This is a genomic window from Ruegeria sp. J8, assembly GCF_056531925.1.
The window spans coordinates 299,332-315,393 of the sequence record NZ_JBQFMR010000003.1; the positions used below are offsets into that span (position 1 = coordinate 299,332).

The 16,062-nt window shown below is 55.0% G+C and carries 15 protein-coding genes; 6 read left to right on the top strand and 9 right to left on the bottom strand.

The genetic code is table 11. From position 1 onward, the window contains the following. Positions 1-12: 12 nt before the first annotated feature. The 3 genes from ACR0L1_RS08140 to ACR0L1_RS08150 are packed head-to-tail and all read right to left on the bottom strand — an operon-like array spanning position 13 to position 3,896. Positions 13-1,455 carry a recombinase family protein gene (locus ACR0L1_RS08140; protein WP_480858159.1) on the bottom strand — a complete coding sequence of 481 codons (1,443 nt, stop codon included), beginning with the start codon at positions 1,453-1,455 and terminating at the stop codon, positions 13-15. Further along, positions 1,425-2,822, bottom strand: a complete 1,398-nt coding sequence (locus ACR0L1_RS08145; RefSeq protein ID WP_480858161.1) for an efflux RND transporter permease subunit — start codon at positions 2,820-2,822, stop codon at positions 1,425-1,427. The genes ACR0L1_RS08140 and ACR0L1_RS08145 overlap by 31 nt, the downstream gene beginning before the upstream one ends. Positions 2,823-2,834: 12 nt before the next feature. Next, positions 2,835-3,896, bottom strand: coding sequence for an efflux RND transporter periplasmic adaptor subunit (locus ACR0L1_RS08150; RefSeq protein ID WP_480550232.1), 1,062 nt, complete (start codon positions 3,894-3,896; stop codon positions 2,835-2,837). A 186-nt stretch (positions 3,897-4,082) separates the two neighbouring features. On the opposite strand from ACR0L1_RS08150, the gene ACR0L1_RS08155 reads away from it, so the two are divergent. Then, positions 4,083-4,724 (top strand): TetR/AcrR family transcriptional regulator, encoded by a 642-nt coding sequence (locus ACR0L1_RS08155; RefSeq protein ID WP_480503389.1) that lies wholly within the window; start codon positions 4,083-4,085, stop codon positions 4,722-4,724. A 261-nt stretch (positions 4,725-4,985) separates the two neighbouring features. Here the strand turns inward: ACR0L1_RS08155 and ACR0L1_RS08160 are convergent, their stop codons facing one another. From ACR0L1_RS08160 to ACR0L1_RS08180, 5 genes are all read right to left on the bottom strand, one after another. Continuing rightward, positions 4,986-5,972 (bottom strand): zinc-dependent alcohol dehydrogenase family protein, encoded by a 987-nt coding sequence (locus ACR0L1_RS08160; RefSeq protein ID WP_480503388.1) that lies wholly within the window; start codon positions 5,970-5,972, stop codon positions 4,986-4,988. Between the two features lie 81 nt (positions 5,973-6,053). Then, on the bottom strand, positions 6,054-6,899 hold the full coding sequence (locus ACR0L1_RS08165) for an enoyl-CoA hydratase/isomerase family protein (protein ID WP_480503386.1): 846 nt from the start codon (positions 6,897-6,899) through the stop codon (positions 6,054-6,056). A 92-nt stretch (positions 6,900-6,991) separates the two neighbouring features. Then, positions 6,992-7,780: an SDR family NAD(P)-dependent oxidoreductase gene (locus tag ACR0L1_RS08170; protein ID WP_480858164.1), complete on the bottom strand. Its 789-nt coding sequence runs from the start codon at positions 7,778-7,780 to the stop codon at positions 6,992-6,994. A gap of 12 nt (positions 7,781-7,792) precedes the next feature. After that, positions 7,793-8,758 (bottom strand): TIGR03571 family LLM class oxidoreductase, encoded by a 966-nt coding sequence (locus tag ACR0L1_RS08175; RefSeq protein WP_480858166.1) that lies wholly within the window; start codon positions 8,756-8,758, stop codon positions 7,793-7,795. A 12-nt stretch (positions 8,759-8,770) separates the two neighbouring features. Next, positions 8,771-9,547: a CmcJ/NvfI family oxidoreductase gene (locus tag ACR0L1_RS08180; RefSeq protein ID WP_480858168.1), complete on the bottom strand. Its 777-nt coding sequence runs from the start codon at positions 9,545-9,547 to the stop codon at positions 8,771-8,773. A gap of 107 nt (positions 9,548-9,654) precedes the next feature. Here ACR0L1_RS08180 and ACR0L1_RS08185 point away from each other — a divergent pair, with 107 nt between their 5' ends. Continuing rightward, complete coding sequence (locus tag ACR0L1_RS08185) at positions 9,655-10,566, top strand: LysR family transcriptional regulator (protein WP_170789599.1); 912 nt, start codon at positions 9,655-9,657, stop codon at positions 10,564-10,566. A gap of 234 nt (positions 10,567-10,800) precedes the next feature. On the opposite strand, the gene ACR0L1_RS08190 is transcribed toward ACR0L1_RS08185, so the two are convergent. Next, positions 10,801-12,135, bottom strand: coding sequence for a tetratricopeptide repeat protein (locus ACR0L1_RS08190; RefSeq protein WP_480858171.1), 1,335 nt, complete (start codon positions 12,133-12,135; stop codon positions 10,801-10,803). A 99-nt stretch (positions 12,136-12,234) separates the two neighbouring features. Here ACR0L1_RS08190 and ACR0L1_RS08195 point away from each other — a divergent pair, with 99 nt between their 5' ends. The 4 genes from ACR0L1_RS08195 to ACR0L1_RS08210 all read left to right on the top strand — a co-directional run bounded on the left by ACR0L1_RS08195 (position 12,235) and on the right by ACR0L1_RS08210 (position 15,959). Beyond that, a complete protein-coding gene (locus ACR0L1_RS08195) occupies positions 12,235-12,468 on the top strand; it encodes a hypothetical protein (protein WP_170786518.1) in 234 nt (77 codons plus the stop codon). A 10-nt stretch (positions 12,469-12,478) separates the two neighbouring features. Next, positions 12,479-13,951, top strand: coding sequence for a guanitoxin biosynthesis MBL fold metallo-hydrolase GntH (gntH, locus tag ACR0L1_RS08200; RefSeq protein ID WP_170786520.1), 1,473 nt, complete (start codon positions 12,479-12,481; stop codon positions 13,949-13,951). Positions 13,952-13,955: 4 nt separating this feature from the next. After that, the gene (locus tag ACR0L1_RS08205; protein ID WP_480577068.1) at positions 13,956-14,936 is read left to right on the top strand and encodes a CobW family GTP-binding protein; all 981 of its coding nucleotides are present in this window, start codon (positions 13,956-13,958) and stop codon (positions 14,934-14,936) included. 354 nt (positions 14,937-15,290) lie between these two features. Then, entirely contained in the window at positions 15,291-15,959 is a 669-nt protein-coding gene (locus tag ACR0L1_RS08210) for a hypothetical protein (RefSeq protein WP_480577071.1), read from the top strand. The last annotated feature ends 103 nt before the right edge of the window (positions 15,960-16,062 follow it).

Consider the following 16,062-nt stretch of genomic DNA (forward strand, 5'->3'; position numbering starts at 1 on the left):
AGATCAGGGATGTTACTGACCGCTTTCGAAGCCGTACAATCGGGCCTGGGCAACCCAATCGAGCGGCACCGGTTTTCGGATAATCCGTTCGAGGGTCAGGTCCGTCGGTTGACGTCCTTTGAGGATCGCGCCCTGGATCTCGGGCGACAAGAACGCCAGCTGCGATCGGGTGCGAATGTAGGATTCTGCATGCCCTGTCGCAGCGGCGATCTCACTGAGGGGCCTGCCGCCTCTCAACTCAGCGACCCAAATATGCGCATGGCAAAGAGCGCGAAGCAGCGTACGATCTGGTTGGGGCTCACGGTCGCCGATGACAATCTTTCCTTCGACACCGCGCCGGCGCAGTTCGAAGGGAGCCTCGATCGTCCGAACCGCGCGGTCCATCTCATTTGGCTGGATTTCCAACGCCTCGGCCAGACCATCTGTATTCAGCCCCAAGACAATGCTCTGCTTCTTAATCTGCCCATCGTCCAAGATCTTCCGCAGAAGTTCAGGCGCGCCCTCTGAGAGCCGACTGGCGAGTCGTCGTGCTTTTGCTTTGATGGCATTGTTGCGCTGCAGATCGGGCCTTGTGCAAATCTGGTGGCGGCGGGCAACCTCGCCGATGTGCCCTGCAATGGCGTTGGCTACGGCCTGTTCCAATGCCGGCGCGGGCAATCGCCAGCCTCGCGGATCCGTACCTCCTGAGATCAACCGGTTCGAGACGTAGTAGCGGATCTGCCGTCCATGCCTCCGGGTGTGCGTTGGGGTCAGGCGGTCGCCGGTTTCGTCGCGTAGCTTTCCGGTGAGTGCTGCAGCAGGCGTTGCACCGAGCTGCCGGGTAGCTGTATCCCGGCCCCTTGGTCGCGCGCTGGCGACCTGCAGCTTTGACTGGACTCTCTCCCATAGGTCCTCGTCGAGAATGGGTTCATGCTGTCCGTCCCAGATCTGGGTCTTATGGCGGATCTTGCCGATGTAGATCGGGTTGCGCAGAACCGCATAGATCTGGCCGCGTGAGAATAGATTTCCACCCTGAACACGCCCGGATTTGAAGCTGTGCCGCTTCGAGCGTAGGCCGATCTCACTTGCACGACGCATGACCGCATTCAGGCAGCCGATGGCATCGTAGAGCGCGAAGATCGTGCGCACCGTTTCCGCGTCTTCGGTGTTTACGACGAGGCCGCGGGTTTTGGGAGCTGGATGTGGATCGTACCCGAGCGGCGGCACGCCACCCATCCAGAGGCCTTTCTTCTTCGAGGCCGCGATCTTGTCCCGGATCCGCTCGGCCGTGACCTCGCGCTCGAACTGAGCAAAGGACAACAGAACGTTGAGGGTCAGTCGGCCCATGGACGAAGCGGTGTTGAAGGCCTGGGTGACCGAGACGAAGGAACAGCCCGCGGCATCGAAGCGCTCAACCAGCTTGGCAAAGTCGGCGAGGGATCGGGTCAGACGGTCGATCTTGTAGACCACGACCATCCGGACGAAGCCCGCGTCGATATCGGCGAGAAGGCAAGCGCCGTTGTCACGGTCGATGCCAGCAATGGCGCGGCCAACCTGCGAACAGCATCTCGCACGGCTGCAAGTCGCTCCATCCCATCCTGCAGACGACGTCGGATTTCATCGGTCATCACGATGGCTGCGTCAACGAGCAGTCCGAGGGCAACAATCAGTCCGGTCACAGACATCTGATGAATTGGCAATCCAATCATGTTCATCGTCGCCAGGGTCGCCAAGGAGACAACCGGCAAAACCAAAGCCACAATCGCGGCTGCCCGAACCCCTAACGTAACAAACAAAACTGCCACGACCAGAGCCACGCCAATGGCCATGTTGACCCCAACCTCTGACAAACGATCCGTCGTGTACTGGCTTTGATCAAATAGCAGTATTTCCTGCATGCCCAAAGGAACCGACGCGGCGCCGGCATCAAGCTCATCCCGAAGGAAGCCTGTCCAACGGTCGATCTGTACGCCGTCCTGCGCCAGAATCCCGACCAAAACTGAGGGCTTTCCGTTGGCGAACGCGATTGAGGACTGCGGTTCGCGTGCGCCACGATCTACGCTGGCAATATCTCCGAGCTTCACCACGGCACCGCCTGCGTTTTCACGCAGGACGATGCTCCGAATGCGATCCAAACTCTCAATTTCTCCGCTGACGCCGATGGTCAGGTCGACATCAGATTGCAACCGCCCAGACTGAACCTTTCCGTCTGCTTCGGTGATCCGCCGGGAAATCTCGGCAGCGCCAAGCCCAAGCGCAGCGGCCTTGTCCATATCCACACTTACGAGCACCTCTTCTTCTGGCTGACCGAAATAGTCCACTGCTCGTGTGGCAGGTATCGCACGCAATCTGTCGCCCAGTGCTTCGGCATGACGTGACAGCAAAGTTAACGGAAAGTCTGGATCCTTGGCCGCAACTGCAATGACCGCAGAATAGGCAGAAATGCCCTCGGCATCGAATTCCGGTGGCAATACTCCTGTGGGAAAAATCTGGCGCGCATCTTCAACGGCGTCCCTAGCCTCGGCCCAAACCTGCTCAATGGTGGCTTCATCTAGCGTTTCCAGCAACTCTACCGAAACAACCGACACGCCCGAACGGGATACAGAACTGATCTCATCCACCTCGGCGATTTTCCGCAGCTCTTCTTCGATTTCTGCAGTCACCAGCGCTTCAACCCGTTCTGGATCTGCACCCGGGAACTGTGTCGTTACAGTTGCGAAGAGGTTGGTGATCGTAGGATCTTCCTGCCGCCCAAGTGATAGGAACGAAGACAGACCTGCAGATACAAGCACTAAAATGATCAGGGCGACCAGTCGGGGATGGCGAAAGGTAAGAGTTTCCATCAAATCGCTCCGTTACTCGCCAGTGTTGAAGACAACGCGCTGACCAACGCTGACTCGCTGCGGCCCCTGATCAATCAAGACGGTGCCTTTCGGAAACGCGCCACGCACAAAGACGCGGTCATCTTCGGCATGTAGAACTTCGACAGTCGCCAGGCGCACAGTCTTTTGCGCATCGGCAACGAGCAGTGTCCATTGCCCGCGAGTTCCTTCCTTCAGAGATGTTGTAGGCACCCAGGTCCCCGCACTTGGGACGGGTTCGAGTACATGCACACGTGCGGTTTGTCCGAAAACAACGTCCGGCGCGTACTTCAAACCGAACAGCGCGGTGCGGGTTCGGGTCACCGGGTCAATATCGGGCCGCAAAGTTGCAAGCTCAGCCTGATAGCTTTGACCTGCAATTTCGATTTCAACGTCAGTCAACAGCGCCGGATCAACATCGAGAGGGATACCGATCCGAACCTGCGGCGACACGACCTCGACCATACCCAAAACCAACTCGCCCGAGCGCAGAGTTTCACCGCCATCCACGTGTCGCGCGGTTATTTGACCGGCAAACGGAGCCTCGATACTGGATTTCTCGATCCGAACGGTCACATCACTCAAGGCGGCATCTAACTCGCCAATCCTGGATAGCAATTCATCCTGCTGAGAAACGGCCTCGTCCAAACGGGCTTGACTGGTAAAGCCTTCTTCAATGAGTTTCGCGTTTCGCTCGACTGTTTTCTTTGCAAATGAAAGTTGGGCTGCAATGGCGTCACGTGATGCTGTCAGACGGTCGCGTTCGACCTCCAGCAGTGCGATGTCCAGTGTCGCAAGAAGTTGACCCTTGGCAACCTCGTCGCCCTCATCCACCAGAATTTGATCCAGCGTCCCGTTCAGTTCGAAAGAGATATCTGCCGAACGCTGAGGTTCGACCTGCCCGATGAATACACGGTCGACTGTGTATGCGCTCTCGGACGTGATCGGTGTCACGGACACCGGTGTCACAGCAGCGGCATCTGGTGCGGGTACGGCGTCCGCTCTACGGGTGAGCTCGGATGCGCCAAAGTAAACGGCGGCCGCTGCAACGGCCATAATACTGACGGTTACTCCCAGGCGCACAGTGCTGCGCAACACACGTGCAAGTAGGCTCGGTTTGGTCGCTTCAGTAGATGAATTTGCAGGATTCGGCATTTGGGGACCTCATCAAGTTAGCGTTTCTAACATATGTTAGAAGTTCTCACTTTGACAAGAGATACGTGATCTGGCACATGTTGGATCATGAGCAGCACCGAAAAAAATCATCCGACAAACAGACAAGCGGCTGGTCTGTCCGTTAGCAAGAAAGCCTATCATCACGGCGATCTCCGCGCTGCACTGATCGAAGCAACCCGACAGTTGGTTGAAGAAAAAGGTCCGGAGAGTTTTTCTGTATCCGAGGCGTGCAGACGCGCGGGCGTATCAACCGCGGCACCTTACAAGCACTTCAAAGACAAGACAGAAATGCTGGTTGCCACTGTCCTTGAAGGAATGGATCGGCACCGAGACAAAATGCTGGCTGCGCTGGAAGGTGTTCCTGAAGGAACTCCCGAGCGCATTACTGCCATAGGAATGGAGTATATTGCCTTCGCGTTAAATGAGCCGGGGATCTTCAGACTGAAATTTGGCGGCTTCACAGACCGTATCGCGGACCTCCGGCTGGAGGAAGGCGGCCAGCAAAGCTTCGGGATTCTTTTGACTGAGGTAGCAAAGTGTCTCGGTGAACCGGGAATCACAGGCGAAGTTCGCCGCCGTGGTTTTTTGTTGTGGAGTTTCGTGCACGGGCTGTCTTTCATTCTGCATGACAAAGGGCTTGCGGAGAAAGGCGAAGAGTTCGATCTTAATACCCTTCTTGAGGACGTTTCGGAAAGAATGCTGAGTTGAGCGTTATAACGCCAAAACGAACTCAACCAAGCACTGAGAGCAGACGATCCAAGCTGCTATCACGCCTACGCCTAAACGATTACTCTGCTCCGCGTAGCAGATGTTCAACGAATTCTACCGAACATCTGCTCCCAGCCAAAAGCAACCTGTTCTGCAATTTGCACCAAAGCCAGCTATGCAATGATAGGCGACGTCAACTGCAGCGAAAACTGATTTGGTGTGCCAAGTAATTATGCGCGCCCTAAGTCCAACCGGATCAGATCACAATTCCACAACGACTTTTCCGACCGCAGATCCATTCGTCAGATGCGCGTAAGCTGCACCGACGTCGGCCCACCCAAACTTATGTTCGTCAACAATCGGTTTGAGCGCGCCATCTTCCGCCAGATCTGCCAGTATCCTCAGGATGTCGCTATGTGTTTGCCGCCCGACATCGTGCATCATCGGGATCAGCATGAAGACAACATGCAGAGATAGACCTTTGAAATGCACAGGCGTCAAATCAATCTCGACCATCGCGACCGTTGAGGCCACATGGCCATTAAGCTTGGCTGCTTCGAAAGAGTTCGTCATGTTCGACCCACCTACGCTGTCGAACACTACGTCGAAGCCGACGCCACCGGTATGCTCCGCAACATAGTCCTCGACACTCTGCGTTGTGAAATCCAGAGGGCGCGCGCCGAGACCCTCGATCAGTGACATCTGATCTGCGCCGCGACCTGTCGCCCACACTGTTGCACCAAGGTGGCGTGCGATTTGAACCGCAACATGACCCACACCACCAGCGCCGCCCTGGACGAGCACGGTTTGCCCTTCGCTCACATCTGCGCGTGTCAACCCTTCATAGGCGGTGATACCGACGAGAGGCAGCGCTGCAGCTTCCCGCATGCTAAGCGTCTTGGGTTTGTGTGCGATCAGACGGGAATCCGCGTTAATGTATTCCGCGAGAGAGCCAGGCAAATCCATCAAACCTCCAGCGCAGCCATACACCTCATCGCCTATGGCAAAGTTAGTCACGCCTTCACCAATTGCGATAACCGTGCCTGCAAAATCCATGCCAAGCAAAGCGGGCAATTTGGGGGACAGCGGCAGGTCCGCACCCATGCTTCGGATCATAGTGTCGACGGTATTAACGCTGACTGCGGCCATTTTGACCACCACATGTCCAGGTGTCGCCACCGGATCAGGCATTTCTGCGAGCTCGAACGGTGCTTCGGGTCCATATGAATTTAGAACCATTGCTTTCATTGGTGTATTCCTTTTGTAACGCCACGCCAGAGGCACGTCGAAACAACGCACACCTGACTAGATACTTGTGTTGGGGGTAGGTCAGTTGATGTCCTGTACCTGCATCACCAGATCGCCCCATTTACGCTGGTTTTCGATGTCGTGCTCCAAACCTTGTTCATCCGCGATGGCGAACCGTTTGACGGCCGGGGTTTTGCTGGTGGCCTGATAAAGCCAATAGGCTTCGGCTTTCAGCGCTTCATCAATTGGTTTGTCGATCGATTCGTAGACCATCTGTTTGCAGGCATTGATCGACTCTGCCGGGAATTGCGCGATCCGTTCAGCCAGAGCGCTCACGTATGGGCCAATTTCATCCGGCTCCAGCGCCTTGTTGATGGTGCCCAGACGTTCGGCATCATCCGCGTCATAGTCCTGTGCGCTCAGGATGATCTCAAGCGCTTTGCCCAGGCCGGTCTGACGCGCCATGCGCGAAGCGCCACCACCGCAGGGTAAGATGCCCATGCCGACCTCCATCTGCATGAACTTGTACTTGCCCCGCGCGGCAAAGCGCATGTCGAGTGCCAACGCCAATTCATGTCCACCGCCGCGGGCAAACCCTTCCAGCTTTGCAATTGTGGCCTGCGGAACCTTGCTGATCCGCTCACAGACCGATTGCAGGTCCAAAAGCTGTGCATCTTCACGGGATACCGCCTCGGTCGACATGTCCTTGAGCAGCTCGGTGTCGTAGTGACAGACCCAGATTTCCGGATTGGAGGATTGAAAGATCACGACTTTAGTGTCGCGGTCGCGCTCCAACCGCATAGCCAAACTGTTCAGGTCGGCCAGCATTTCCTGACCTTGCACATTCACAGTGCCAAAGTTGAATGTGACCGTGGCAATGCCATTTTCAACGACGACATCGAAGGTTTGAAAGTTCTCGTATTTCATAAGGCAGTCCTTTCTTGGGCCTCGACGCGGCATGCGCGAGGGGTGGGGGAACGTTAAAGGTGGAAGTGCGCGGCGTTTTTGCGCCGCTTTGCTTAGCCCGTTTGGGCAATCAAGCCTTTGATTGTGTTCATGACGTCAGCAACGTGATCTTTGTCCAATGCTGTGGCATGCGGGTTTGCAAAAGCAGCACTGTCATTGTCGAAATAGGTCCCTGACGCGTCGGCGAACCGCGCGCCCAAGGCGGCATCTATCAGGATATCCGCGCCGATATTCATGTCATTCCCGGCGAGGCCAAACCCTTCTTGCACCATTTTCGAGGCCAAAAGTGATCCGGGATTTACCGCAACCATCACCGGCGCATCAGCATGGGATTTGGCCCATTCCCGGGTCCAGATGGTGATCGCCAATTTGCTTTGGGCATAGGCTTCCATATCCGTCAGCGGCACTTTGCCTTGCATGGCTTTGATGTTCACCGGGGCCTGTGCGGCCGATGACAGGTTCACGACGCGCCCGTTTGCCGGAATGATCGGCAACAGCAAGTCGGTCAGCAGATACGGTGAAAGAGTATTGACGACAAAGCGAATGTCCTGCCCATTCTCAAGTACGGTTTGCGCGGCTTTCAGCACCCCCGCGTTGTTGATCAAAACATCCAACCTGTCATGTTTCGCACGCACGTTCTCGGCCAGTTCGCGCACTGCGGACAGGTCGCTCAGATCAGCGGCAAAGACTTCGACATCGCCACCGACTGCGGTAGCTGCGCTCTCCAGTTTAGATATACTGCGGCCATGCAAAAGCACGTTGTGCCCGTCGGCGGCCAGCTTCTTGGCCGTTAGCAAGCCAATGCCGTCAGTTGAGCCTGTGATGAGAATGGTCTTGGTCATCGGTTGAATCCTTTACGAAAAGTCAGGCAGCACGGTGTCCGCCAGGTGTTCAAGGGTTGCGTCGATCGGCGCTTGATTGAACCTCAGGTTCAGCGCAACATGATTGACACCAAGCGTTTCAATCTCGCGCAGGTAGCTGTTCAGAAAATCGGCGCCGGACTGAAACCCAAGGTGGATCGGGCGCGGAGGTGCGGCTGGGTCGGAAACGACATCGACGTAGAGCGATTGCATGACCGGCTTATCCGGTTGGCCCGCCGCTTTCACACGCCTTCGGTAATCCGCGATCACCTGCCCCTGGGCAGACGTATTGCGTGGATAGGTCATCCAACCGTCGCCGTTCTGCGCCACCCAATCGGAGGATTGCTGGCTACCACCGGTAATAAGCACGGGTAGTCGTGTACCATGCGGCTTGGGCAATAGGTCAATTCCGCCAGACAAAGTACCTTGAGCGTTTTGATGTTTGGGATAATCCGACCCGACCGCGCGGATGTAATCAATGCCGTCGCGGAAACGTTGACCTCGGTCATCGTAACTTCGGTTCATCGCCGGGTACTCTTCGCGGCGGTCACCGGACGCAACGCCCAACAACAACCGCCCGCCCGAGAGCACATCCGCCGTCGCCGCCGCCTTGGCTACATGCGCGGGGTGACGCAGTGGCAGGACTACACTCGACGTTCCTAGTGCAATCCGATCCGTCGCAGTTGCCAACGCCCCCAGATAGACAAAGGGATCGAAAATCTGGCCCGGATCTCCAAAGCTAGGGACATTGAAGGGTACGTCGCGCAACCAAAGTGCTGCAAACCCAAGTTCCTCTGCCCTATGAGCCGCTTCTAAATGCCCACGCAGCGTCGGCTCTGCGCCAACTGCATATGTTTCGAGCGGCAACACAAGACCAATACTCAACCGCCTGGGTCGGAACACCCGATTGTAGGCTACGTTGATCTGGGCAAACTCGGAGGGCTGCGTTTCATCCAACATGTCAGTACCCCTTTAATAGCGAACCAGAGTGCGGCTCTCGATGCTTTTGCGAGTGGTCGTGATGCTTGAATCTTCGACCATGTCCAGCGCGCTATGGGCAATTGATGGCAGTCCTTGATTGTCATAGATGTTGAAGATCGCGACTTCCTCAGGCGTCATCTTGGATTGATAGACCCATTCATGCCGGGGATTTCCCACCAGCCCCATGATTTGCCCTTTGCGGTCAGGATAGATCAGGTCCAGCAGAATCCAGTCGGACGGATCAACGGATGACGGACGAACAAAGCCCAAAGGTGCTGAATTGATCGGATGCTCAATAGGACGCCACACATTGACAAAAGCGTAGTGACCCCGCGCCCATTCCGCCGCGACCTCGGCACCCAGCAGGTCAGCAAGCCGCTGTTCCGCTCCGTCCTTGCTGTAGTCACTGTGAACGTTACGTGCGGGTTTGCGCGTCGCACTCGGGTCGTCTTTCCGAACCGTATGGTCGAAAACCAAAACCTCGCGCGCGCCCAGCCTGTCAGAAAGCATCGCCGTCAACTCGGCATCGTATATCGGTTTCCAGGCGGCTCCTGTAAAGTGCTGAACCTGCGTTATAAGCGCTACGAATTCAACAGAATCAGACGCAAATTTAACTGTATTGGTCGTCGCGCGATTATCGACCAACGTAACGCTTGTTGTGCCCAATTCGGGGGAAACCAGGTTACCTGCAATCCCGCCTGCATCTAACTCAAAGGCTTGCCGATAGGGCTTATGGACGTGGTAGTTGACTGTGGCTGTCCGCGTCATGTGCGCCTCCTGTCTATGCTGTGTTGCATCGATTACAGGGATTTAACATCAATCTATTTGCATATAAACTGCCCATCGGTGGAATAATAATTCGGGTTTGCTATATAATGGGACTTGATACAGATGCGCTGCGATTGTTTGTCAGGGCAGCAGAAATACTGAACATAAGCGCGGCGGGGCGCGCATTAGGCATGGCACCGGCCGTGTCCAGCGCAAAACTCGCCAAGTTGGAGCAAAACTTGGGTTCCGAATTGCTCCACCGCACAACGCGCAAAGTGTCACTGTCGGTCGAAGGTGCTGACTTCCTGCCCTTCGCCCGAGAGATCATCGCGCAGGAAGAGGCCGCACTTGCTGCTTTAGGCAAGCAAAGAACAACCATCAAAGGAACGTTGCGCTTCGCCGCGCCTAGCAGTTTTGCACAACTCTATATCGCGCCAATTCTGCCCAAGTTCCTTGAACAGCACCCCGACCTCACAATCGATCTGCGTCTGTCGGATGTGCAGTTCGACTTGATCGAGGGAAGTTATGATCTGGCACTCAGGAACGCGCCACTCGTCGACACTAGCCTCAAGGGTCGCAAACTGGCCGATGACCAGCGTATTCTTTGCGCCGCACCAAGCTACCTCTACACGCACGGCACGCCCAAAACTCCTGATGATCTAAACAACCACCACTTGATTGCTTTCCAAAACCGCCAACCGCGCCTGTTGACAGGACTGGAAGGTGAGAACGCGGTTTTCGACCCCGCATCGGCGAAAGGTCAATTGATAATTGACGACGGTCAAAGCCAGGTCCGCGCCACATTGGCCGGGGCCGGTATTTCCTTGAACGCTCTATGGAGCGTGCATGACCAACTGAAATCAGGCCGTTTGATACGGGTTCTTCCAAACTTTGAAGCCGCAGAGGACAATGTCTTGTGGCTGATCTATCCCAAGTCCAACGTACTGTCCCCCAAAGTGCGGGTGTTCATGGACTTTCTCGTCGCAGAGATTGGCGCAAAGCCTCCTTGGGAAACATGAGCTCAAATTAAGTTTAGCGCGCTGTCAAATACCCCGACGCCAGTGTTGGAGATAGGCGTTGAGCGTATATGCCTTGTCAAATCACAAAAGTCCGCTTTGTCGGCATAGCGGTCCCTCAGACAGATCGTAGCGAAAGATCGCGCCGAGCCCACTTTGACCGATGCTGCTCTATGCCCCAATGACAGCAATGCGCAGAAAGCAGACTTTGCATACCCAACCATGCGACGCGTTTCATCAGTATCTGATCAGAGTATCAAGTATCGCTTGCCGCGTTGCGTCATTATTGTGGAAGATCCTGCCGGCGAGAAACTCAGATGGAAACTCCGGCCACGTTTTGCGCATTTCGGTGATAAGTCGCTGAGCTTCTTCGGTATGTCCCAACTGATCCTGCGCAACGGCTTGGAACAGGAGAGAAGGAGCACTTACAGGCGCACCGGCTGCGGGCGCTCCTTTAAAAGCCTCGACAACCTTCTCGTAGTTCCCGAGCATCAGTTGCGATACACCCCAAATATTTCGTGCGCCAAAGCGGCCCGATCCTGACCTTAGTCTTTCTGGATTGCTAACCTCAGCCGCAAGATCCGGAGCGTTCGCCATGATAGCGGTGATGCCAACAAGATCCAGAATATGACCATCATTCGGCGCAAGCTCGACCGACAGTCTTGCATATTTCACCGCCTCGACCGGTTTGTTTTGGGTGGCCAGTACCCAACCATTTGCACCGTTTGCCCACGCATCGGTGGGAGATAGATCAAGCGCTCTTTCCGACATCTCGGAAGCTTGGCTAAAAAGGTCATCTCTTTGCGCCTTGTCAGGGGACAGCATGGCCAAAGTCGCAAGGACCTGTGCCGATCCGGCATAACCGTCGGAGAGTGCGGGGTCGAGCTCTGCGGTATGCTGAAACATTCCCAGTGCTATTTGCTGGCGCTTGATATCAAAAACAGGAAAAAACATCCCTCGGGCTTGATCCGCAAGATTAGCCGCCTGAAGCCTTGTCAAAGATTGCTCACCAAGAGCAGTTCGCTCAGCCTGTTCGATAGATTGAGCTGTGGGCAAAACCACCTTGTTATCCCGAGTGAACCAAAAGCCAGCCACCGCAATCAACACTAGGCAACCCAGCCCAATTGGCAGCAGTTGCCGTAGACGTCGATGCCCGCCAAGCAGATCGCTGTCCTGAACCCTTGAGTTGTCGCCTCTTGTCGTCCTTGCTTGCGAAAACCGTGGTTTGTATCCGCCGGAATCAACAAAAATTCGAACTCCCTGACCATCCCATTGATCTTCGTAAAACTCATGTAGTAGTCGACGCAGCCGTCTGGCTTCGACGCGGACAAGATTCCGACCACCGGTGCCATCAATGCTCCGGCCGTAGACTTCGACCGCGATTGCTTTGCCGCGAATCTGGGCGCCACGACCCGCGAGAGTCTCTTCGACCACGTAAGTAAGAAATTGCTGGAGTCGAGGCGAAGCCCGGAACACAACGCTGGAAACAACGCTCTGAAGTGCCTGTCGGACAAGCTCCGGCGATGGCGGTGCAACATCTTGATCTATCGGCAATTCATTAGCTTGGTTCAAAGCAAACTCACCCCCAACTCACGGTGACTCACTTGGCGTATATCGTCAACCGCACTCATCTTGATGTGAGAATAGATAGTGGGAACCGGGGATTATCCAGTGACTTGGGAATTGAGTGACGAGCTTCCAGATCTTTCCGATGCGCTTTCAGGGCGTACCGAAACGGATGCGTTGCTCAGCGAGGCAATCGAGGACCTAAGGAAAGTTACTGCGCTGTTGGATGACACATCGATCACAGCCACAGAACGCGCGGAATGGGCCCACATCAGATCCGAACTCGTGAACGAGCTTCGCCGGATGGTGAAGCGCAACCTTCGTAGCATTTCCAACTAAGGGCACAGCCATGACAAAAGAAGACAACGGCAAAGAACTTAAGAACGAAAAAACCCAGAAATCTGACGACATCGAAAACCCTTCCCGGCGACACGTTATGCAGGGACTGGCAGCAGGTGCGGTCGCAACCGGCGCAGTTAGCTACGGTTCAGGAGCTGCACAGGCACACCCCAGCGATGGACCACTAGGCGAAAGCCTAAAAAACCCGTACGGCGGCCGGCCTGCCGGGGGTATCACTTTGCCCGAGTACTTCCGTCCCACGAAATACATGACAGGCTCGAACGCGAATTATTTCCCGCTATCCGAGGACCTCGGGCCCGACGAAATGCGGATATCGTTCTGTGGTTCCACCCCATTTCCGCCCCGCGAAGATCAGGCTGGCACCTGTATCATGGTCGAACTGGGTAACGGAAAGCGTTTCTTCTTCGACTTCGGCTCGGGCTGCGTCCGCAACATTATCGGGATGCAGGTTCCGGGTCAGTTGATCAACGACATCTTCATTACGCACCTGCATGTCGATCACTATGCCGACATTCCTTACATCTACCCGTTTCGGGCTTGGTCCGGCGGGTACACACCGCTGCGCATTCACGGTCCATCTGGTCGGACACCCGAGCTTGGTACAGCCGGAATGGTGAAAGGTATGCAGCAGATGCTCAAATGGCATCTCGAAGCTTTCGATGTTTTCCCAATCGGCGATGGCTACGAGATCGAAGTCAATGAATTCGATTTCCGCCAAGAAGGTGGCATCGTCTATGATGAAGATGGCGTGACTATACGTTCCTGGCCGCGCAGCCATGCCAAGGACGGCGCTGTCGGATATCGGTTGGATTGGAACGGGCTTAGCTTTGTTTGGACCGGCGATGGACGTCCCGATGAACTGAGCCTTGAATACGGAAAAGGCGTCGATGTGTTTGTGACCGAAATGTCGGGACAGGACATCGGGCAATTGATGACCTACAAATACGGTCTGCCTCAAGAGCTGTTTAACTACACAATCGATACGCACCATACTTCTCACTACGCTGTTGGTAAGATGATGGCTGAGGCGCGCCCACGGCTTGCTATGGTGACCCACTATACGCAAGACGAGGATATCGATGCCGAAATGCTCGCGGGAATCCGAGCCCATTATGATGGGTTGTTCGCCTGGGGGTTGGATGTCGCCGTCGTCAACGTAACCAAGGATGCAATCTGGTATCGGAAGGCGACGCTTCCCGGAAAATCTGGCTCGGTCGCGCCATTCCGCGAATTGGGCAAGATGGAAGCAGAAGGCAAGATCACGTTGCCGGATGAAATCAAACCGCCAGCACCGCGATCATCACGTGCCGAACAGCAGGACCAGAAATACCGCGATATGGAGATTGATCCCAAGGAATACTATCCAGCTGACGTATTCCGAGCCCCCGATCCAGAGTGGCCCAGTGATTTCGTAATCAAGGTCGATGACGTCATCCCAAACCGCAAGAAGAAGGCGGAGTAACGACATGATCGAGTTTGGGTCGTCATCTGCAATCCCCGTAACGATTCTTACCGGCTTTCTCGGAGCCGGTAAGACAACACTTTTGAACCGCATCCTGACAGGCAATCACGGGTTGCGGGTTGCGGTTCTGGTGAATGACTTTGGATCAATAAATGTTGACGCCGACTTGGTGGTCGGTCTCGAGGATGATGTGATGAGTTTGGCAAATGGCTGCGTTTGCTGCTCGATCCGAGATGACCTGATCGAAACGGTAGAAGCCGTTCTCGCCCGGCCCGAGAAACCGGAATACATCGTCCTTGAAGCAAGCGGAGTGTCGGACCCGTCATCAATTGCAATGACATTCACCGATCAGAAGTTTCGGGACATGATCCGCTTGGACAGCCTTATGTGCCTGGTCGATGCTGAACAGCTCTTTTCTGCGCCGGAACAAATGGAACTGAAGCTCCGTCAAATCGCGTTCTCGGACATGGTTATTTTGAACAAGGTCGACCTCGTCGACAGGGCGGCTGTTCAAAGGGTGCACGATTGGCTCGGGTCTCGCTTCCGTCGGTATCGTCTTGTCGAAGCTGTCAATGCGGATGTCCCACTGGATATTCTTCTTTCTGTTGGCCGCTTTGCCGCCGAACAGCTCGAAACAGAAATACCCGATCATCACGAGCATGGACCGGATTGTGGTTGCCACCATTCTGATCACTCGGAAAGCTTCTCAACAACTATGATGAAAGCTGAAAGCCCTATAAGCTTGTCTTCTCTTCGGAGTGCAATTCGAAAGCTTCCTGGCGACGTTTATCGCCTCAAGGGCTTTGTTTTTAGCGAGGAGGATCCAGATCATCGCATTCTTGTACAGGTCGTCGGAAAACGCATGGACATCGCAAGGGATGGCGCATGGGGCCACCGAAAACCCGAAACAAGGCTTGTTGCAATAGGTGCACCAGGGGCCCTTTCGGAATACGAGCTTTCCGATGCGTTGTTGGCGACCGCATAGCAGCAAGTTAGACCAAACTTGTTTGCGTGTGTTTGTAAAACTCCAACACGTAACAGCTCGAAAGCCCGCAGCACCGCGGACCAAAAATGGAGAAAAACCTAATTGCTGAAGCAGTTTAGGAAATGGAGTCAAGCGATCAGATTGCTTGCACTTGCCACTGCGTTTGTCTTGTCGGGAGCGGCTGCGCGCGCGCAAGACGTTTCAAGTCGAGAACTTGAAGATACAACCCCAAACCTCGGATTGCCGAATTCAGCAGGAGGACAAGATGCCGAGTTGCTTTCCGCGTTCCACGGGCTCGAGGCGTTGCCTCGTGTAGCAAATCTCATTTGCAGAGGTTCTGGGAGCAAAGACGGGATGCCTGTCATCTTTACAACCGAGGTAGATTTGGAAACGTTGCAGGCTGGCGACTTCAGAGTCGTAACAAAGTCAGGCCAGATCGGAACAATGCATTGCGCGTCAGCGTTGCCTGCTACCGATCCCGGTGAATTGCGCACGGTGCTTCTCATCGGGGATTTTGGGAACGTTTCCGAGGATCCACCGGTTGCAGTCGAAGTTATTGGACACCTTCATTCCATCGTTGGAACACTTGATTTTCGCGGTGCCACTGTCGCCGTGACTCCGCTGGAAGACGGGCCGTCAATGATCCTTGCCGAGGTTGTCGAGGATTGGACTTTGGTCGGAAACTTGGGGCCACGCCGAACTAGAGGAAGCCTTTGTCCAAGTGAAAACATCGTACAGGCCATTCGGGTAACTTGGGCGGGTGGCGTTACGCTGGCGAACGGCAAGGAACCTGGCGATGTGGAACGTGATCTGTACAGTATCATCGTAGAGGCCGAAGAAGGATCTCAACGCACAGTTACGCCCGCCGCGCTTGCCGATCTGGGTGACGGGGACAATAACCACATGCTCTGCCTTGATACAAAGGATCGACCTATCTCGGTGTCTTTCCCGGCTGGTATTCTGACAGACCCGAATGATGATCTGAACCCTGAAACCAGCGTATTTGTCTCAAAACCCAATTAACAAACTGCTTTAAGGTTTGTTCGAATGGACTTTTAGCCGAAAATGCCCGGCCGGGCCGGTTGCGGGTATTGCAGCGGTAAATGCGAATGAACGGACTTGTTCG